The sequence below is a fragment of the Neisseria sp. CP9 genome (assembly GCF_047758525.1).
In the GTDB taxonomy this organism is placed as follows: Bacteria; Pseudomonadota; Gammaproteobacteria; order Burkholderiales; family Neisseriaceae; genus Neisseria.
In genome coordinates this window covers 357200-377685 of record NZ_CP180502.1, presented here as the reverse complement: position 1 = coordinate 377685, position 20486 = coordinate 357200, and the positions used below count along the sequence as shown (strand labels likewise).

15 protein-coding genes are annotated in these 20486 nt (G+C 52.5%); 4 read left to right on the top strand and 11 right to left on the bottom strand.

Translation table 11 applies throughout. The annotated features are described in order from the left end of the window. Nucleotides 1-99: 99 nt before the first annotated feature. The 3 genes from lepB to ACMYUL_RS01720 all read right to left on the bottom strand — a co-directional run bounded on the left by lepB (nucleotide 100) and on the right by ACMYUL_RS01720 (nucleotide 3755). A complete protein-coding gene (gene lepB / locus ACMYUL_RS01730) occupies nucleotides 100-1119 on the bottom strand; it encodes a signal peptidase I (protein ID WP_342031305.1) in 1020 nt (339 codons plus the stop codon). After that, entirely contained in the window at nucleotides 1119-2912 is a 1794-nt protein-coding gene (lepA, locus tag ACMYUL_RS01725) for a translation elongation factor 4 (protein ID WP_036490455.1), read from the bottom strand. Before lepA ends, lepB begins: the two co-directional genes overlap by 1 nt. A 141-nt stretch (nucleotides 2913-3053) precedes the next feature. Continuing rightward, a complete protein-coding gene (locus ACMYUL_RS01720) occupies nucleotides 3054-3755 on the bottom strand; it encodes a 5'-methylthioadenosine/adenosylhomocysteine nucleosidase (protein ID WP_342031304.1) in 702 nt (233 codons plus the stop codon). A 187-nt stretch (nucleotides 3756-3942) separates the two neighbouring features. Between ACMYUL_RS01720 and ACMYUL_RS01715 the strand changes: the two genes are divergently transcribed. The 3 genes from ACMYUL_RS01715 to alr all read left to right on the top strand — a co-directional run bounded on the left by ACMYUL_RS01715 (nucleotide 3943) and on the right by alr (nucleotide 7411). Further along, nucleotides 3943-5070, top strand: a complete 1128-nt coding sequence (locus ACMYUL_RS01715) for a PilT/PilU family type 4a pilus ATPase (RefSeq protein WP_003742946.1) — start codon at nucleotides 3943-3945, stop codon at nucleotides 5068-5070. A 280-nt stretch (nucleotides 5071-5350) separates the two neighbouring features. Continuing rightward, complete coding sequence (gloB, locus tag ACMYUL_RS01710) at nucleotides 5351-6100, top strand: hydroxyacylglutathione hydrolase (RefSeq protein WP_070511774.1); 750 nt, start codon at nucleotides 5351-5353, stop codon at nucleotides 6098-6100. A gap of 252 nt (nucleotides 6101-6352) precedes the next feature. After that, the gene (gene alr, locus ACMYUL_RS01705) at nucleotides 6353-7411 is read left to right on the top strand and encodes an alanine racemase (protein WP_415771739.1); all 1059 of its coding nucleotides are present in this window, start codon (nucleotides 6353-6355) and stop codon (nucleotides 7409-7411) included. A 370-nt stretch (nucleotides 7412-7781) separates the two neighbouring features. On the opposite strand, the gene dnaK is transcribed toward alr, so the two are convergent. Next, nucleotides 7782-9713 carry a molecular chaperone DnaK gene (dnaK, locus tag ACMYUL_RS01700; RefSeq protein ID WP_415771737.1) on the bottom strand — a complete coding sequence of 644 codons (1932 nt, stop codon included), beginning with the start codon at nucleotides 9711-9713 and terminating at the stop codon, nucleotides 7782-7784. A 303-nt stretch (nucleotides 9714-10016) separates the two neighbouring features. Beyond that, nucleotides 10017-10580 (bottom strand): nucleotide exchange factor GrpE, encoded by a 564-nt coding sequence (gene grpE, locus ACMYUL_RS01695; RefSeq protein WP_039409633.1) that lies wholly within the window; start codon nucleotides 10578-10580, stop codon nucleotides 10017-10019. 171 nt (nucleotides 10581-10751) lie between these two features. Between grpE and cysE the strand changes: the two genes are divergently transcribed. Further along, on the top strand, nucleotides 10752-11570 hold the full coding sequence (gene cysE, locus ACMYUL_RS01690) for a serine O-acetyltransferase (RefSeq protein WP_415771735.1): 819 nt from the start codon (nucleotides 10752-10754) through the stop codon (nucleotides 11568-11570). 250 nt (nucleotides 11571-11820) lie between these two features. Here the strand turns inward: cysE and ACMYUL_RS01685 are convergent, their stop codons facing one another. From ACMYUL_RS01685 to ACMYUL_RS01660, 6 genes are all read right to left on the bottom strand, one after another. Continuing rightward, complete coding sequence (locus ACMYUL_RS01685) at nucleotides 11821-12315, bottom strand: nitrous oxide reductase accessory protein NosL (protein WP_070655186.1); 495 nt, start codon at nucleotides 12313-12315, stop codon at nucleotides 11821-11823. Further along, nucleotides 12312-13142, bottom strand: coding sequence for an ABC transporter permease (locus tag ACMYUL_RS01680; RefSeq protein WP_003759052.1), 831 nt, complete (start codon nucleotides 13140-13142; stop codon nucleotides 12312-12314). The genes ACMYUL_RS01685 and ACMYUL_RS01680 overlap by 4 nt, the downstream gene beginning before the upstream one ends. Further along, entirely contained in the window at nucleotides 13139-14035 is an 897-nt protein-coding gene (locus ACMYUL_RS01675; protein WP_415771732.1) for an ABC transporter ATP-binding protein, read from the bottom strand. The genes ACMYUL_RS01680 and ACMYUL_RS01675 overlap by 4 nt, the downstream gene beginning before the upstream one ends. Before the next feature lie 277 nt (nucleotides 14036-14312). Next, nucleotides 14313-15668, bottom strand: a complete 1356-nt coding sequence (locus ACMYUL_RS01670) for a nitrous oxide reductase family maturation protein NosD (protein WP_203025890.1) — start codon at nucleotides 15666-15668, stop codon at nucleotides 14313-14315. Between the two features lie 209 nt (nucleotides 15669-15877). After that, nucleotides 15878-17848: a TAT-dependent nitrous-oxide reductase gene (gene nosZ, locus ACMYUL_RS01665; protein WP_415771730.1), complete on the bottom strand. Its 1971-nt coding sequence runs from the start codon at nucleotides 17846-17848 to the stop codon at nucleotides 15878-15880. 120 nt (nucleotides 17849-17968) lie between these two features. Further along, the gene (locus ACMYUL_RS01660) at nucleotides 17969-20329 is read right to left on the bottom strand and encodes a 4Fe-4S binding protein (RefSeq protein WP_415771728.1); all 2361 of its coding nucleotides are present in this window, start codon (nucleotides 20327-20329) and stop codon (nucleotides 17969-17971) included. Nucleotides 20330-20486 lie beyond the last annotated feature (157 nt).

The window sequence follows — 20486 nt, the reverse complement described above, 5'->3', positions numbered from 1 at the left end:
GTCGTATGCTACCGCATACTGGCCTTTTTCTGTTATGGAAAGTTGCACTTCAAATGCGAATCCGCCGACCTTTGGTTTTATCGAAATAAAACGGGCAACTTACTGGATGCTGCTGCCGATGCGGCTGTAATCGCCGAAATTCATCCACACGAAGAAGGCTTTTCCGACGATAAGTTTGTCGTCCACAAAGCCCCAGTAGCGGGAGTCGGCGCTGTTGTCGCGGTTGTCGCCCATGGCGAAGTAGCGGCCTTCTGGCACTTTGCAGGTAAAGCCGCTGCCGTCTTCGGCGTATTGACAGTGTTCCAAACCGCTTTGCTCTACGGAATAACCGTTTTCAGGCATGATTTTCATGCGGTAGTTGTCGAGCGAGGGAATGAAGACAGAGGGTTGTCCGGGTTCTTTCAGGATGTTGAAGATTTTGCCGTTGAGGGTCGTCTGAAAAAGTTCGGGGTTGTGGATTGCGGACGGTTCGGTATCGTCAGGGTAGGAGTAGGTGCCGTTCGGTTGGTCGGGGGCAACTTGTCCGTTGACGGTCAGGACTTTGTCGCGGTATTCGACGGTATCGCCCGGCAGTCCGACGATGCGCTTGATGTAGTTCATTTCAGGCTGGACGGGGTAGTTGAACACGACGACGTCGCCGCGCTCGATTTGTCCGGTCGGAATCAGGACGTTGTTGATAATCGGGGTTCTGATGCCGTAGGCGAATTTGTTCACAAGGATGAAGTCGCCTTTAACCAAGCCGGGGCGCATGGAGCTGGACGGGATTTGAAATGGTTCGGCTATAAAGGTGCGCAGGATGAAGACGACGAGGATGATCGGGAAAAAGCCGCTCATGTAGTCGGTAAAGTGGGCTTTGTCCTGATGCGACGGGTCTTTTTTCAGACGACCTTTGTGAATGGCCCAAACAATGCCGGTGAATACGACGAATATCAGCAATACGGCGGTAAAGCTCATGTAAAAAGACAGGATGCCGAAAACGCCGATCATGCACAAAAGATACGCCCATTGCAGGCCGGAGCTCCATTCTCCGTTTTCCTGACGTTCTTTGCTGCTTATGAAATAAAGGAAAATGCCGATAACGATGGCGGCAATCGCGCCGTAGATTAAATTTGTGCTCATTATTTGTCGCTCACTTGCAGAATCGCCAAGAACGCGCTTTGCGGGATTTCCACGTTGCCCACTTGTTTCATGCGGCGTTTGCCTGCTTTTTGTTTTTCGAGAAGTTTTTTCTTACGGGTAATGTCGCCGCCGTAACATTTCGCCAAAACGTTTTTACGCAGGGCTTTGACGTTTTCGCGGGCGATAATCTGGCTGCCGATGGCGGCTTGGACGGCGATGTCGAACATTTGGCGCGGAATCAACTCGCGCATTTTCGCTGCCAGCTCGCGGCCTCGGTGAACGGCGCTTTGACGGTGCACAATCAGGCTCAAGGCATCGACTTTTTCGCCGTTGACCATGATGTCGAGCTTAATCAAATCAGACGGTTGGAACTCTTTGAAATGGTAGTCCAGCGAGGCATAGCCGCGCGAAGTGGATTTGAGTTTGTCGAAGAAGTCCATCACGACTTCGTTCATGGGCAAATCGTAAGTCAGCATGACCTGACGGCCCATGTACTGCATATTGACCTGTACGCCGCGCTTTTGATTACACAAAGTCATGACGTTGCCGACGTATTCCTGCGGCACGAGGATGGTCGCGGTGATAATCGGCTCGAGAATGGTTTCGATGCTGCCGATGTCGGGCAGTTTGGACGGGTTTTCGACTTCGATTTTTTCTCCGCTCTTCAACACGACTTCGTAAACCACCGTCGGCGCGGTGGTAATCAAATCCATGTCGAACTCGCGCTCCAAGCGTTCCTGCACGATTTCCAAGTGCAGCAGGCCCAAGAAGCCGCAGCGGAAGCCGAAGCCCAATGCTTGGGAAACTTCAGGCTCGAATTTCAACGAAGCATCGTTAAGCTGCAATTTTTCCAAAGCGTCGCGTAGAGCTTCGTAGTCGTGGCTTTCCACGGGGTAGAGACCTGCAAATACTTGGCTTTGCACCTCTTGGAAACCGGGCAGCGGCTCAGAGGCGGGGTTGGCAACCAAAGTAACCGTGTCGCCGACTTTTGCCTGTCCCAATTCTTTCACACCGGTAATCAAAAAGCCCACTTCGCCGGCTTTGAGTTCTTGTTTTTGAACCGATTTCGGTGTGAATACACCCAACTGTTCGACCTGCGTTTCCGCTTTGGTGCTCATAAAGCGCACTTTGTCTTTCAGCTTGATGGTGCCGTTTTTCACTCGAATCAACATGACCACGCCGACGTAGTTGTCAAACCACGAATCGACGATAACGGCTTGCAGCGGCGCGTTTTCATCGCCGGTCGGCGCGGGGATTTTGGCAACGATTTCTTCCAAAACGTCTTCCACGCCGATGCCGCTTTTGGCGGAACATTGCACCGCGCCGACGGCATCGATGCCGATGATGTCTTCGATTTCCTGTTCCACGCGCTCGGGGTCGGCGGCGGGCAGGTCGATTTTGTTCAAGACAGGCACGACTTCCACGCCCAAATCAATCGCGGTATAGCAGTTCGCCACGGTTTGCGCTTCCACGCCTTGCGATGCGTCAACGACCAAAAGCGCACCTTCACAGGCGGACAGCGAACGGGAGACTTCGTAAGAGAAGTCGACGTGTCCCGGCGTGTCAATCAGGTTGAGTTGATATACCTGTCCGTCGCGTGCTTTGTAGTTGAGCGCGGCGGTTTGCGCTTTAATGGTAATGCCGCGCTCTTTTTCAATGTCCATGGAGTCGAGCACCTGCGTACTCATTTCGCGCAAATCCAAGCCGCCGCAGTATTGGATGAAGCGGTCGGCAAGCGTCGATTTGCCGTGGTCGATGTGGGCAATGATGGAGAAATTTCGGATATTTTTCATATTGTTATTTTGAAAGATAAGCAGTGATTCTGAAAAGGTCGTCTGAAAATCAAATAGACCGTTCAGACGACCTTCAGGTAAAGTGAAATAGCCTGACATTCTAGCGGAAATTTACTGTTTCCGCATGATTTTATGCGTGTTTTACAGCGACGCGACAATCTTTTCCACCATTTTCGCCGAGCTTGCCGCCGCCGTTTTCAAAAACTCTTCAAAGCTGATGTCCGCTTTTTCGTCCGCCGAGTCGGACATGGCGCGGATCACGACAAAAGGCGTGTTTAATTGGTGGCAGGCTTGCGCAATCGCCGCCGCTTCCATTTCCACCGCTTTGACTTCGGGGAAATGGCTGCGGATTTCTGCCACGCCTTCGCTGCTGTGGACAAAGCGGTCGCCGCTGACAATCAAGCCTTGCTCTACCGCCGCACCTTCAAACACTTCCGCTGCCTGTTTCGCCTTGCCGACCAAGAGGTCGTCTGAAACGAATACGGCGGGCAGTTGCGGCACTTGTCCCCAAACATAGCCGAACGCCGTTACATCGACATCGTGGTGCGCGATTTCCGTGCCGACCACTACGTCGCCGACTTTCAAACCCTTGCCCACACCGCCCGCGCTGCCGGTATTGATGACGCAGTCAGGCGCGAATTGATGGATAACCCAAGCCGTTGAAACCGCGGCGTTGACCTTGCCGATGCCGCTCAATACCAACACCATGCGCTTGCCCGCCATTTCGCCTTCGTAAGCGGTAAACTTACCGAAAGACACGCTTTTGGCATTATCCATTGCTTCGCGCAAAAGCTCGATTTCCTGTTCCATCGCGCCGATGACTGCTACTGTTTGTACAGACATTTTTTACCTTTTCATGAAATTGTGGGCGGTATTATAACAGCAGCGGCGGCATTCCATACCCGTATTGAATCCGCCGTATTGCACGCCTGTCTTATTATTCGATACGGTAATCATGCTATTTTTATGTATCATGATTTATTTGATATAATCCATTTTAATAAAATAACCACCGAAATTATCAAATATCATGATGACCAATCCTCCCAGCGCAAAAGACGAATTGTTCACTTGGCTGCGCCATATGAACAAATACAAAGGCTCCGACCTCTTTATCACCACCAATTTTCCGCCCGCTATGAAAGTGGACGGTAAAATCACACCGATTACCGATGAGCCGCTGACCTCTGAAAAATGTATGGAAATCGCTTTTTCGATTATGTCCACCAAACAAATCGAAGAGTTTTCCTCTACCAACGAATGCAACTTCGCCATCAGCCTGCCCGACACCAGCCGCTTCCGTGTCAATGCGATGGTGCAGCGCGGCGCGACGGCGTTAGTGTTCCGCTCCATTACCAGCAAAATCCCGAATTTTGACAGCCTCAATCTACCGCCCGTCTTGAAAGACGTGGTGATGAAAAAACGCGGCCTTGTGATTTTCGTCGGCGGTACCGGCTCGGGCAAATCGACCTCGCTCGCCGCGATGGTTGACCACCGCAACGAAAATTGCCAAGACCACATCATCACCATCGAAGACCCGATTGAGTTCGTCCATCAACACAAAAAAAGCATCATTACCCAGCGCGAAGTCGGCGTGGATACAGAAAACTGGTTTGCCGCACTGAAAAACACCCTGCGTCAGGCGCCAGACGTCATCCTCATTGGCGAGATTCGCGACCGCGAAACCATGGACTACGCCTTGGCGTTTGCCGAAACTGGCCACCTCTGTCTCGCCACATTGCACGCCAACAACTCCAACCAGGCGCTCGACCGCATCATCAACTTCTTCCCAGAAGAGCGCCGCACCCAGCTTTTGACCGACTTGTCGCTCAACCTGCAAGCCTTCATCTCGCAACGCCTGATTCCCCGCGAAGGCGGCAAGGGCCGCGTAGCCGCAGTGGAAATCCTGCTCAATTCGCCGATTATTTCTGAGATGATTCAAAAAGGCGAAATCCACGGCATTAAAGAAATGATGAAAAAATCTACCGCCATGGGTATGCAAACCTTCGACCAAGCGCTCTACGAGCTGTACGAACGCGGCGACATCAGCTTCCAAGACGCTATTAAAAACGCTGACTCCGCCCACGACCTGCGTTTGGACATCCAACTGCGCAGCCGCCGCGCCCAAAACGCCGGTCCGGATTTGGAACTGATTTAAAAGTTGTCGGAAATGAACAAAGGTCGTCTGAAAACCACTTTTCAGACGACCTTTTTTGTCTGTGCCGACAAAGCATACCAATAAGGTTCAAGCGATTTCTGTTAAACTGTTTTATAAATATAGTGGATTAAATTTAAATCAGGACAAGGCGACGAAGCCGCAGACAGTACAGATAGTACGGCAAGGCAAGGCAACGCCGTTCTGGTTTAAAGTTAATCCACTACACCATACGGCTTCATGGTTCAGCCGCATCCAAATCACTACCTACAAAAGAAATCCTATGAAAATTACCCCCGTCAAAGCCTTAAACGACAACTACATCTGGATGATTCAAGCCGGCAACCACGCCGCCTGTGTCGATCCGTCCGATGCCACGCCCGTTTTGGTATTTCTCGTCCGCAACCGCCTGATGCTGGCGCAAACGTGGATTACCCATTTGCATCACGACCATATCGGCGGAGTCCAATCCCTCAAAAACGGCTTTATGGAATCGCCCGTGTACGGCGAGGCGGATATTGACTTGGCAACGCACACAGTTACGGCGGGTACGCAGTTTCCATTCGGCGACGAGTTGGTTACCGTGTGGGCGACGCCCGGCCATACCGACCGCCACGTCAGTTATCTTTTGGAAAACGCCGAAGGTTTGCACGTTTTCTGCGGCGACACATTATTCTCTGCCGGCTGCGGCAGGTTGTTTACGGGAACGATAGAAGATTTGTACGACAGTTTCCAAAGATTCAATCAGTTGCCCGAAGATACGCTGTTTTATCCTGCGCATGAATATACCGCCTCTAATCTGCGTTTTGCCGAATTTATCGAACCGGAAAATGCCGATATTCAAGCGGCTTTACGAGCGGCGGAACATACGCCGACCCTGCCCGTTACCCTCGCGCATGAACGCAAAATCAATCCGTTTTTACGGGTCGATTTGCCCCATGTCCGCGAACGGGTTGAAGATTTGGTAGGGAAGCGGTTGAACAGCGGTTTGGAAGTATTTGCCGCGTTGCGGGAATTAAAAAACCGGTTTTAAACGGGGATTGGATGAGGTTTTTTAGGAACTCCGCCTAGGCAATACGTTCAAGCATCCAATGCTTGGAGTTTTTATCCCAATCTGTCGGCTTGATGCTTGTCCATTAATAAGATAATTAATTGGGCGGACGCATCGGATATTTAAAAAATGCGTCTTTAAGCCTATAATTATAAGCATTAGCCATATTTTAAGGTCGTCTGAAAACGTGAATATCCATTTTCAGACGACCTTCATTAACGGAGAGAACAAATCATGCGTCCATTAAATGCCCGAATCCGCTTGGACAATCTGCGCCACAATTATCAAACCCTGAAACAGATTCACGGCGGCAAAATGCTTGCCGTTATCAAAGCAGACGCTTACGGACACGGCGCGGTACGGTGCGCCCACGCATTGTCCGACCTTGCTGACGGGTTTGCCGTCGCCACCGTGGACGAAGCCGTCGAATTGCGCGAAAACGGCATTACCAATCCCATCGTATTGCTCGAAGGCATCTTTGAGGCGTCGGAATACGCTACCGTCGATAAATACAATCTGTGGCCGGGCGTCGCCAGCCAATGGCAACTCGAAGCCTTAATCGTCCATCATTGGCAGAATCCCGTTAAAGTCTGGCTCAAAATGGATTCCGGTATGCACCGCGCCGGCTTCTTTCCGCACAATTACACTTCCGCCTACACCGCTCTGAAACAATGCAAACACGTTGACAGCATTGTTAAATTCAGCCACTTCGCCTGTGCCGACGAACCCGACAACGGCATGACCGAAATGCAGCTTGAAGCCTTTGATTTGGCGTGTGAAGGCTTGGAAGGCGAAGAAAGTCTTGCCAACTCCGCCGCTATCTTGAATATTCCCGAAGCGCGCCGCGACTGGGGTCGTGCCGGACTGGCGCTTTACGGCATCTCTCCGTTCGGCGGCGTGGACGAACGCCTGAAGCCCGTCATGCGCCTGACTTCCCGCGTATTCGGCGAACGCGTTCTGCAACCTCATTCTCCCATCGGCTACGGCGCGACGTTTTACACCAGCAAGTCCACCCGCGTCGGCTTGATTGCCTGCGGCTACGCCGACGGCTATCCGCGCCGAGCCTCGACCAACTCGCCCGTTGCCGTCGAAGGCAAACGCAGCCGCATCATCGGCAGGGTGTCTATGGATATGATTACTGTCGAACTCGATGCTTCCAAAGAAGGTTTGGGTGCGGAAGTCGAATTGTGGGGTGACGTTGTCAATATCAACGAAGTCGCCGAAGCTGCCGGTATGATTCCGTATGAAATTTTTTGCAACGTCAAGCGCGCGAAGTTTACATACTCGGAATAAGACCAGATTGTTTTGTTTAAAGGTCGTCTGAAATCATGGTATTTGGTTTCAGACGACCTTTTGGTTTTTAAGGCAGTAAGGCAGGATGTTGGATGTGTTTTGCTCTTAAATGCAAATGCCGCATCTCAAGAGGTCGTCTGAAAACATCGAGAGCTTTAAAAAGGTGGGGCGGGTTTGGCTTATTAAGTTTTATAGTGGATTAACTTTAAACCGGTACGGCGTTGCCTCGCCTTGCCGTACTATTTGTACTGTCTGCGGCTTCGTCGCCTTGTCGTGATTTAAATTTAATCCACTATATCTTCTACTAAACACCAAGCAAAAAACCAAAAAGCGCGAACCTTGCGATTCGCGCTTTTTCAGACGGCCTCAATTATTTTTTGTCGTCTTTTACTTCTTCAAAGTCGGCATCTACGACGTCGTCGTCTTTCTTGGCGGAAGACGGTTCGGCTTGTGCGCTTTCGCCTGCTTGGGCTTCGGCTTGCGCTTGTGCGTAAACCATTTCGCCCAGTTTTTGGCTGGCTGTGCCTAGTGCTTCGGCTTTGGCATCGATAGCGGCTTTGTCGTCGCCTTTCACGGCTTCTTCGGCTTCTTTCAACGCGGCTTCGATTTTTTCTTTCTCGGCTGCGTCGAGTTTGTCGCCGTAGTCGGCCAAAGATTTTTTCACGGAGTGAATCAGGGCTTCGGCTTGGTTGCGGGAAGCGACCAATTCAGTCAGTTTTTTATCTTCCTCGGCATTGGCTTCGGCATCTTTCACCATGCGTTCGATTTCTTCTTCGCTCAAGCCTGAAGAACCTTGAATGGTGATGTTGGCTGCTTTGCCTGTGCCTTTGTCTTTGGCGGAAACGTGCAGGATGCCGTTGGCGTCGATGTCGAAGGTTACTTCGATTTGCGGCATGCCGCGTGGTGCGGGTGCGATGTCGCCCAAGTTGAACTGACCTAAAGATTTGTTGGCGGAGGCGCGTTCGCGTTCGCCTTGCAGTACATGGATGGTTACTGCGCTTTGGTTGTCTTCAGCGGTAGAGAACACTTGCGACGCTTTGGTCGGGATGGTGGTGTTCTTCTGAATCAGCTTGGTCATCACGCCGCCCATGGTTTCGATACCCAAAGACAGGGGCGTTACGTCCAGCAGCAATACATCGCTGCGGCCGCCGCTCAATACTTCGCCTTGAATCGCTGCGCCTACGGCAACAGCTTCGTCAGGGTTCACGTCTTTGCGCGGTTCTTTGCCGAAGAAGTCTCTAACGGCTTCTTGTACTTTCGGCATACGGGACTGACCGCCGACCAAAATCACGTCGTCGATGTCGCTGGTGCTCAAGCCGGCATCTTTCAATGCAATTTTGCAAGGTTCGATAGAGCGGGCAATCAGGTCTTCAACCAGGCTCTCGAATTTGGCGCGGGTAATTTTCATTGCCAAGTGTTTCGGGCCGGTTGCGTCCATGGTGATGTACGGCAGGTTGATTTCGGTTTGCTGGCTGCTGGACAATTCGATTTTGGCTTTTTCGGCAGCTTCTTTCAGGCGTTGCAATGCCATCACGTCTTGTTTCAAATCAATGCCTTGGTCTTTTTTGAACTCGGCGATGATGTAGTCGATGAGGCGTTGGTCGAAGTCTTCGCCGCCCAAGAAGGTGTCGCCGTTGGTTGCCAATACTTCGAATTGTTTGTCGCCGTCGAGGTTGGCGATTTCGATGATGGAAATATCGAAGGTACCGCCGCCCAAGTCATATACGGCTACTTTGCGGTCTTTGTTGTCGCCTTTGTCCATACCGAATGCCAAAGCGGCTGCGGTCGGCTCGTTGATGATGCGTTTTACATCCAAACCGGCGATGCGGCCTGCGTCTTTGGTGGCTTGACGTTGGCTGTCGTTGAAGTAGGCCGGAACGGTAATTACGGCTTCGGTTACTTTTTCGCCCAAATAAGATTCGGCGGCTTCTTTCATTTTACGCAGGACTTCTGCGGAAACTTGCGGTGGAGACAGCTCTTTGCCTTGCGCTTTTACCCATGCGTCGCCGTTGTTGGCTTTGATGATTTCGAAAGGCATGGATTCGATGTCGCGTTGGACTTCTTTGTCTTCAAATTTATGACCGATCAAACGTTTTACAGCGTAGATGGTGTTTTTAGCGTTGGTTACGGCTTGGCGTTTTGCCGGTGCGCCGACGAGGACTTCGCCGCCGTCCAGATAAGCGACGACAGACGGCGTAGTGCGTGCGCCTTCTGCGTTTTCAATAACTTTGGTTTGACCGTTTTCAGAGATGGATACACAAGAGTTGGTTGTACCTAAGTCGATACCGATTACTTTTGCCATATTGATGTTGCTCCTAAAAAGATTTTTCTAAGTTAATAATCGTGTGGAACATTTTGTTCCGTTGACCTGTAAATAAGGTTGCCCGATATTTTTTCAAGGGTTTTGTTGAAATTTTTTTTATATAAAATTCAAGAAGTTAAACTATTTATCCACAGGACGGTATTTTGTTTTTCAGACGACCTTGTCTTTCTTTTCCGATTGGGCATCATCGGAATGATTTTCCAAAAGCGGGATTGGGGCTTGAGGGACGGGGAAGGGTCGTCTGAAAATTTTATGCTTGATAAACTTTATCAAGCGGTGCCTTCAGGATTCTTGTTTCGCCACGACAACCATTGCGGGACGTAATACGCGGTCGGACAGGGTGTAGCCTTTTTTCATGACGCTGACGATGGTGTTCGGCTCTTGCTCGCTGACGACCGCCTGCATTGCTTGATGTTGGTGCGGGTCGAGTTTGCCGCCGGGCTGCGGGTTGATTTCTTTGATGTGCGTGGCGTCAAACGCTTTTTGCAATTCGTTCAGCGTCATTTGCACACCCATTTTCAGCACGTCGAAATTACCGCTTTGGTCGAGCAGCGCCATTTCGAGATAGTCTTTGACCGGCAGCATTTCGGCGGCGAATTTTTGTCCGGCAAACTTGTGCGTATCGGCGATTTCCTGTTGATGGCGGCGGCGCAGGTTTTGCTCGTTCGCCAGGCCGCGCAGTTCGCTGTCTTTCAACTGCCCTTCCAACTCGGCGATACGTGCCTGCAATTCTTCGTAAGTCGGCGGTTCGGCAGCTTCGGGTTGTTCGGTATTGGGCTTTTGGGCGGCTTCTGCGTTTGCCGCCTCTTCGGTTTCGTGTTGATATTGTTCGTGATGTTCGCTCATTTCATGCATCCTTTGGAATGGTTTGAATCGAATGCTACTTTATATAAGGTCGTCTGAAAAAACTTCAAGCACACGGAAACCATCATAAGCATATTCCGCAATGCGCTATCGCAAATCGTTGATAAAAGGTAAGATACACCGACACCATCCTATTTTCAGACGACCCCCGACATGAAAAAAGACCACCTGAACACAACCGATTTCAACCTCTGGCATACCATCCGCGAAGAAACCGCAGCCACAGCCGCTGCCGAACCGATGCTGGCGAGCTTTTTGCACCAAACCGTGTTGCGCCACGACTCGCTCGATTCCGTCCTTGCCTACCACCTTTCCAGCAAACTCGGCAGCCCGATTATGGACGTGCGCGCCCTGTTTGAAATTTACCAGCAGGCATTGGGCAGCGACGCGCGCATCAGCAACTGCGTCGAAGCCGATTTGAAAGCTATTTACGAACGCGACCCCGCCTGCGACGAATATTCGCTGCCGCTCTTGTATTTCAAAGGTTTCCACGCCATTCAGGCGCACCGCATCAACCACTGGCTCTACCAAAACGGCCGCAAAACGCTGGCGTATTTCCTGCAAAACCGTATGTCGGAAGTGTTCGGCGTCGATATTCACCCCGCCGCCCGTTTCGGTCATGGGCTGATGCTCGACCACGCTACCGGTTTCGTCGCCGGCGAAACCGCCGTGTTGGGCAACAATATTTCCATCCTGCACGGCGTAACGCTCGGCGGCTCGGGTAAGGAATGCGGAGACCGCCACCCGAAAATCGGCGACGGCGTGATGATCGGCGCGAACGCTTCGATATTGGGCAACATCCGCATCGGCGACAATTCCAAAATCGGCGCAGGCAGCGTGGTCGTTGCGGACGTACCGTCGTCAATCACCGTCGTCGGCGTGCCTGCCAAACCGGTGGGGCGTTCGGTCAAAACCCCATCGGCGGACATGGACCAGAGTTTGCAGGGGACGGCGATGGATTTTGTGATTTGAACTGAATCGCCTGATAAGGCCGCAGATATAGTGGATTAACTTTAAACCAGTACGGCGTTGCCTTGCCTTGCCTTAGCTCAAAGAGAACGATTCTCTAAGGTGCTGAAGCACCAAGTAAATCGGTTCCGTACTATCTGTACTGTCTGCGGTTTCGTCGCCTTGTCCTGATTTTTGTTAATCCACTATATAAAAAGGTCGTCTGAAAACCTGATGGATCAGGTTTTCAGACGACCTTTTTGATGTGAAGGGATTATTTGAAGATATAGGAATCGGGCATTTCGTCGAAGCTGACGACGCGGCCGCCTTTTTCTTTGGCAAATTTCTCTGCTTGGGCTTTGTCGGCAAAGGGGAGGGCGTCTTCTGCACCCATGCCACCGATGAAGCCGCTTTCGATGACGTAATAGGCTTTTTTGCCGTCTATCCATGCGGTGTCGGCATTGGGTTTGCTCCAGTCTTTGACTTTGCCCATGTCGGTAACGTAGATGATATGGATGCCTTTAGGCTCCTCGGGCAGCTTGGTGTAGCCGAACATCTGTTTGATGGTCGAGAACCAGACGGGGCGGTCGGGTTTGCCGTTGAGGTAGATTTGGGCTTTGGGGCCGTTGTGTTCGGTCAGGTTCATGCTGCAATAGTGCCCCACGGCGCGGTCGCTGATTTGCTGAGGCTCAGGCGGCGGGGTGTCATCCTCTTTGGGACAGGCACTCAGGAGCAGGGCGGCGAGGAGCGCAGGTAAAATCTTTTTCATATTTGTCGCTTTCCAAAAATTCTTGCTGCCAAGATAAGGGGAATAATAACCCATAATATCTGCGCGGTCAGCAATACGGGCATGGTCAGGCTGATTTGTTCGCTTAAGCCTGCCATGCCTGCGTACATGGCGGTGTTTTCGTAACCGGTCAGGTTGAGCAGGCGGTAGATGTCGGTGGGGTTGAAAAGGAGGACGGTTTCAACGACGGGGGCGGTAATTGTTTGCTGGGTATCGGCGACGAGGATGCCCAAAAGTGCCATGTCGAAGATGACGACAAAAAACAGCCAAACGCCGATGGCGATACCGGCGGCGGTGCCGCGTTCTTTCACTTTTGCGCTGATGAGGTAGCCCATGGACAGGAATGCCGCGCCCAAAATGACGCTGGCGGCAATCAGGAGGGCGAAGGGTTTCCATGCGGCGATGTCGAAGCTGCCGTTGGCGAGTTGGAGCGTGATGCCTGCGATTCCGTAGCCTGCGGTGGTGGCAAGGGCGAGGATGATGAGGTGTCCGATGAATTTTCCGGCAAGGATTTGGTTGCGGGAAACGGGGTAGCTCAACAATAGAGCCATGGTGCCGCGTTCGATTTCGCCGATGAGGGAATCGTAGGAGAGGAGCATGGCGATGAGCGGGATCAGGAAGATGGATAGGCTGGAGAGGCTGACGACGGTTACGGTCAGCGGATCGACTTTAACCGAGCCTGTGGGTGAGCTGCCGAGGAAGCCCAAAGAGAGGGCGAGGGCGGCGAGCAGGACGGAGGCGGCGAGTACCCAGCGGTTGCGCAGGCTGTCGCGGACTTCTTTTCCGGTGATAATCCAAACGGGGTTCATACGTCCTCCCTTTTTAAGAATTGTGCGTACATGTCGTCGAGTGTGGGTGTGTGGATGTCGAGGTAGGCGAGGTCGGACAGGTTGCCCAGTTCGCTGAGTAATGCCATGCGTTCTTCAGCCTGACATTGCGCCCGATAGCTGAGGTCGTCTGAAAGCGGCTGCCAGCGATCGCTTAAGGGACGGGGGGCTTTGAGGCGGATGTTGACGGTGAGGGGGAGGCCGCTTTGGACGTGCAACTCGTCCATGCTGCCGTCGGCGACTTTGACGCCGTTTTTCATGACGACGATGCGGTCGGCGTGGCCGTCGAGTTCGGCGAGGGCGTGGGTGCTGAGGAGGACGGTGGCGCCGCGTCCGTTGAGTTCGCGCACGACTTCGTAAAACATTTGGCGCGAGGCGGGGTCGAGGCCTGTGGTGGGTTCGTCAAACAGCAATACTTTGGGTTCGCCCAGCAGCGCTTGGGCGAGGGCGAGGCGTTGGCGCATACCTTTGGAGTAGGTGCCGACGCGGCGGCGGGCGGCTTGGGAAATGCCGACGCGCTCGAGGAGTTCGTGGTTTTTGGTGAGCGGCTGTTTTTTGAGTTTGGCGTAGAAATTGAGGGTTTCGATGCCGCTGAGGGAAGGGTGCAGGGCGACGGTTTCGGGCAGATAGCCGATTTGGCTGCGCAACTGCGCGCCCGCTTTACTTCCGGTGCGCTCGCCCAGCAGCATGACTTCGCCTTCGGTGGGGGTAATCAGCCCGAGTATCAATTTGATGAGCGTGGACTTGCCTGCGCCGTTGTGTCCGGCAAGACCGACACTTTCGCCCGCCTTCAAGACTAAATCGACTTGGTTGACGGCTTTTTGTGCGCCGAAGCGTTTGGTTACGTTTCTCAATTCGACATGGTGTGCGCTCATGAGTGCTTCCTTGTGTGGATTGGGTTTCAGACGACGTTGGGGTCGTCTGAAAGGGCGTTCTTCGTATGGGGTCGTCTGAAAAAGGGGAGAGGGATTTCAGACGACGTTTGTTATGGGTTTATGTTTTTGACTGCTGCCTGCATCGCGGGTTGCATCGTAATTGCGGCGGATTTCCATGGATACGGAAATGATGGGGCAAAACCTTGCTGCGGTAGGTTTAAAAGGTCGTCTGAAAAGTTTTCAGACGACGTTGCAGGAGGTGTTCACGGCGTTCTGCTCAGTTTAATGCGCCGTTTTCGGCATCGCCCCATTTGGATTGATTGGTTTTGGCTTCCTGCAATAGTTGTTCTTTCATGGCTTCATATTTAGTGGTGGTTTTGTTGCTGCCCGCTTTCATGAGCGGTTTGCTGTCGATCACGCCGCCAGGAAGGATGGCGGGGAACTGCGACTGCGCCCATTTGACGATGCTGATGGCGGGGCTGTTCATCAGGAGGCGGGAAACGGGGGCGCGCCAGACGATTTGGTCGATGATGCCGTTGGGACGGTATGCGCTGTCGCCGAAGCCGTCGCCGTCAAGGTCGAACGCGCTGTTGTCGCTCCAGTAGTTGCCGCGTCCGCCTTCGCCCCAGTCAAGAAAACGTGTGCTGACGTATTTGACTTGGCTTTCGTTGTTGATGAAGGCGTTGTCGGAAAGGGAGGTGCCTTCGATGGCGGCGGTGAAGTGGATGCCGATTTCGCAGTTTTCAAAATGGTTGGCGACAATTTTGTTGTAGTTGGCGTTGTAGGCGAAAACGCATTTGCCGGCTTTGTTGATGATGTTGTCGTTGATTTCGGAATAGTTGACGTAGTTGAGCATGATGCCTTGGTCGCGGCTGCCGACGGCGATGTTGCCGTGTACTTTGAGGCGGTCGGAGAACATCAAGACGTAGCCCATGTTGTTGCCGACGGAAATGTTGTCGCTGACTTCGCTGTCGTTGGTGTACATGTAGTGGACGGCGAAACGCAGGTCGCTGAAGCGGTTGTTTTTGTAGGTGTTGTTCTTGCTGGTGTTGGAGAAAATGCCGTCGCGGCCTTTGGAAATGTCGTTGCCGATAACTTGCGCGCCGGGGGCGTTCCAGACGGTGACGGCGTTACCGCGTTCGTTGACGCGCAGGGTGGAGTCGCCGACGATTTTGTTCTCGCGCACCATGGATTCGGCAGAACCGTGGATATACACGCCGACGGAGTTGTCGAGGATGTTGTTGTGTTCGATTAAGGCGCGGGGGGCGGTTTCTTCGAGGTAGATGCCGGCGTCCATGGCGGGCAGGCTCATACCGGAACGGGTGACGGTGAGGTTGCGCAGGGTAACGTCGGGGGCGATAACGGCAATGGTGCGGCCGGTGCGGTCGCCTTCGATTTTGGCGGAGCGGTCGGCAGGGCCTTCGATGGTGATGGGTTTGTCGATAAGCAGTTTGGTTTTGTAAGTGCCGGAGGCGAGCTTGAGCGTATCGCCTGCCTGCGCGCGTGCGATGACTTCGGGGAGGTTGTCAGTAGGGGAAACGTCGATGGTGGCTGCAAAGGTCGTCTGAATCATGCCGCCGAACATAAATGTCAGGACAGCGCGTCGCCATGTTTTGAATTGGGGTGTGTGCATGGAGTTCCTCTGATTCGTGCGGTGTGCGTCGGCACGGTGATGCCTGCCTGTGAGGGCCGTGTTTTTGTTTTATAGCGGAACAGTCTGTTGCGTCCAAACGGTTCTGCTATAAAAGGTCGTCTGAAAACGAGGGCAGCGGGTTTCGCTAAGACCTGAAAGTTTTTTCAGACGACCTTTCCGTTAAGTCAGTGATAAACCGTCAAACCCGATTATCGGGGTTTAACGATCATTTGACCGGACATTTCCATGTGCAGGGCGTGGCAGAACCATTGGCAGTAGTACCAGTGTACGCCCGGACGGACGGCTTTGAAGGTTACCGATTGGGTAGCTTGCGGGCCGATTTCTATGGCGATGCCGTAGCCTTCCAAAGTGAAGCCGTGGGTCAAGTCTTCGATGGTTTCGACGTTGGTCACATATACGGTTACTTCGTCGCCTTGGTTGACTTCGAATTGCGGGATGCTGTACGCAGGAGCAACGGCAGTCATGTATACGCGGACTTTGTTGCCCTCGCGGATGACTTTGGCGGCTTTTTCCAGCTCGACACCGTCTTTTTTCGCCTGTTCCACAGCGTCTTGCCAGAACCATGGGTCTTTGCGGTCCCAGGTTTTTTTCGGGTTGACTTTGGAAGCGGCAACCAGACACAGGTCATGCGGTTCGGCAAAGGTCGGGTTGTCGTGTACCAGGCGCATTTCGTCGCCGGAAATGTCGATCAACTGGTCGCATTCCGGTTTCAGCGGGCCGGCGTTGAGGAAGCGGTCTTTGGAGAATTTGTTCAAAGATACCAGCCATTTACCGTCGGCTTCCTTGGTTTCGCCCATGGTCGTATGGTTGTGGCCGGGTTGGTAGTGGACGTCGAGTTTCTGTTTGATCGGATCCACTTTTTCGCCTTTGTAGGCTTTGATGGCGTCGTCGATGTTCCATTTGACCATTTGGCTGTCGATAAACAGCGTGGTGTAGGCGTTGCCGCGGCCGTCAAACGCGGTGTGTAAAGGACCGAGACCCAGTTGGGGTTCGGCGACAACCACGTCGCGCTCTTTGATTTTGCCGGCGAACAAATCGTCCAGTTTGCTGACGTCCAATACGGTAACAGTCGGAGACAGTTTGCCGTTGAGCATGATGTATTTGCCGTCAGGGGAAGCGTTACAGCCGTGCGGAGAGTTCGGCACGGGGATGTAGCGGGTGTAAGGGGAATTGGCTTCTGCGCGGCCGTCCAGCATTTTCACGCCGTTGACTTCTTTGAAGTCGCCTTTTTTGATGCCTTCTTCGATGGCGGCAAGATTGAAGACCACGCACCAGTCTTGCTCGTTGGAAGAAGCACCTTGTACGGTCAGGGCGCGTTCGGAGTTGTAGCAGGTGGAGAAGGAGTATTTGCCTTGGTAGTCGGCATCGCCGTTGTCCAAGTTGCCGTCCACCAATACTTGCCATGCGATGTCCATGGTTTCACCGTCAATGGCGGTATAAACGGCATTCCAAGTTTTGGCGTCGTTCCAAGTACCCACGCCGCTTACCGGTACGATGTGTTCGCCGTTGGCAAAGACGTAGCCGGTTTTCGGATAACGTTGCGGACGCAGACCGTGTACACCGGAAACGTTAGGGATTTCGGTGATTTTGTCGGTTTTCATGAAGTCCAGGCGGACGCGGCAAACGCGGTTGTTTGCTTTGTCGTTGGCATACGCGTAGCGACCGTCGTAAGTTTGGTCGGTAAACGACAAGTGAGGGTGGTGCAAGTCGCCGTTAGGGTAGCAGCGCAGGCCGCTGTCTTTCAGGAACTGGTTGGTTTCCGGCGTATTTTTTTCATTCAAAATACGCAGGCTCTCGTTGGTACGGCCCCAACCGGTCGCGCTGTCCATGTTGAACACGGGGATACGCATCAGTTCGCGCATGGAAGGTACGCCGATCAAGCGCATTTCGCCCGATTGGCCGCCAGAGAGGAAGCCGTAGTATTGGTCGAGTTCGCCCGGACCGACTTCGGAAGTCTGTTTACCCGGTTCGGCAGAGGCATGAGACTCGGTTTTGGCGGCAGGTGCAGCACCTGAAGCAGCGGATTTATCGCCACCCTCTTTGGAACAGCCCGCCAAACCCAACAGACCGGCGCCGGCAATACCTGCGCCTGAAACGGCGGCAGTACCTAAGAATGAACGACGGCTTAAGCCGTTTTGTTCTAATTTTTCGTCTGACATACAACACTCCTTGGATAAAATTCGGCAGCCGGCGTTTTCAGACGACCTGCCGATTGAAAAAACGTATTTATGTTTATAAGTGTGGGTACGGTTGACCCAGTATTTCTTTAGGGTTTCAGATTATTCGCCGGCTTTAGGGGCGGTTTCTTTTTTCACAAACTGCACAACCTGCTCCTCAGGCTGCTGTTTTGCAGATGCGGTTTCGGGGTCGGCTTTTGCCGCCGCCTGTTTTTGTTTTTTCTTGTTGGTTGCCACAACTTGCGGACAACGTGTGTCATGGTGATACATGACTTGGCAGTGCAGGCACTGGATACATTCGTTCGGATGGATGTCGCCTTCCGGTGCAATCGCCTGAACGGGGCATTCGTGCGTACAGATTTGGCAAGGGTTACCGCACATTTTGTAGCGGCGAAGCCAGTCGAATACGCGGAATCGGCCGGGTAGGGCGATGCCCGCGCCCAATGGGCACAGATAGCGGCAGAAGAAGCGCTCGATGAACAGGCCGGCAACCAAAAGGGTAACGGCAAACGCGACAAACCACCATTCGCGGACGAATTTCAAAATAATCGCCGTTTTAAAGGGTTCTACCTCTGCGAATTTTTCCGCCGTGCCCAAATCGTACAGGGAAATTGCCAACAGTGCGAAGAAAATGACGTATTTAATCGCAGTCAGGCGCGTGTGCAGCAGGTGCGGCACGGTAATCTGTTTCACGCCCAATTTTTTGGCGATACGGTTGGTCAACTCTTGCAGTGAACCGAAGGGGCAGAGCCAGCCGCAGAATGTACCGCGGTTCCACAGCAGCATGGTTGCGGCGGTAAACAGCCACAAAATGAACACAATCGGATCCATCAGGAAGAAGTCCCAACGGAATTCGGTCAGGATGGCGGAGAACAGCGTCAGCGTATTGACGACCGACAGTTGCGCCTGAGCGTACCAGCCGATATAGAACAGGGTAAATGTCAGGAATACCAGGCGGAAGCGGTCGTACCATTTCTCATAGCGGACAATCCAGTCCTGGAACAGGAAGACCAAAAGCAGGATGGTCAAGGCGATGCCGACTACGGCGATTTGTCCCTGTTTCGCTTTCCACACCTGTTTCCAGAGTTGGTTGGACGCACCATCGTTTGAAGAGGCTTCAGAGGCTTCTTCGGCTATGCCTTTGGTGTCTGAGGCTTGGTCGGCGGTAGGAGCGGCTGCCGGTTCGACTGGTGCACTGATTTCGACGGGAGGTGCTTTCGGGTCATCGACATAGTAACCTTGAGGCAGTTCGTAATCCAAATCGGCGGTTACGAACGCTTTGTCGTTTACGCTCAATACGCGTTGAACCATCAACTGCAAACGCCAAGGTTCGGCAGCATCGAATTCCACACCTTCGGGAATCGTAAACCAAGATACTTCTTTAAAGTGGGGCGCGCCTTCGGCTGCCAAATCAACCAAGCGTTCGTGTTGCGCGTCGGTGAAGCGGAAGCTGTTTTCGCCTTGAATCATCTCGATACGGTCGAAAATGCCACCGCGGACATAACCCGAACCTTTCCAAGAATAACGGCCTTCACCGGCAACCAAGACAGCTTGTTGACCCGGTTGCAGACGGTTTTGCAGGTTTTTCCAACCTTCCTCGCCCAACAGGCTTTTGCCGATGGAAGGCTGGCTGACTACGGCAGTGTACAAATCGATAAAGGTATCGTCGCCTGCACCTTGTTCGGCGTGTTCGGCAACACCTGCTTTGCCGCCTTTTTCAAACAGCTTGTTGATTTCGTCAACTGTAATGTGCAGATGACCGATGGCTTTTTGTTCCAGCAGCGCATTCCAAGATTGAATGTCCTGTTTGTCAGGATTGACAGCGCGGCGAGGTCGGGTTTGAGCCGCAGGGGCAGCAGCCTGTTGTGTATCCGCAGCATTGGCGGAGGTCGTCTGAACGGCTTTGTCAGTACCCAAACCATATTTGCCGGCAACAACTTTGAACGAACGCTGGATACTGTCGTTAATCACCATCAGCGTAACAGTCGCGCCGCTGATGATGTCCCCGGGGGCGACACCTGGAGTAGGTGGGTTTTTAATAAAATTCAAACCGATATATTTATTGATGAATTTATCCACACGCGATTGCGGAATACCAATAAGCATAATCGGCTCATGGTGATCGACCAGCTTCGCACCGGCAATCGTTCCGTCGTTGGCCAAAGCCATCATCGTATCAATCGGTTTGCTCGAATAGCCGCGCGTATTGACCACGTCCGTCGTGATATACACCAAACCCAACTGCTCGTTGCCCTTATAAACACGGGCAACCATAGGCTTGCCTTCAGGCTTGCCATAACGGTCTGCACCCGGAAAAATTTCCGAAGGCTGGACTTTTGACAGGAAGTCAGGCAAACGCTCGGCGTAAGCGGGCAGTGTCGAAAACAATAGGACAAATACGGCAAACATCGCCAGCATCGTATTCAAGATGCCTGATGTGTGTTTCGTTTTTAGGCAGGACATGGCTGTTCCCGATTATTCGATACTCTAAACATTAACATTATATGAATCCATTATTTGCAATAATTTGACCTATGTCAAATTTACAAATCTTAAAACCTGGTTTTAACGGTAAGTAATACTTTGTGATTATATGGGGATGGCTCTATTTTTGTTGCTA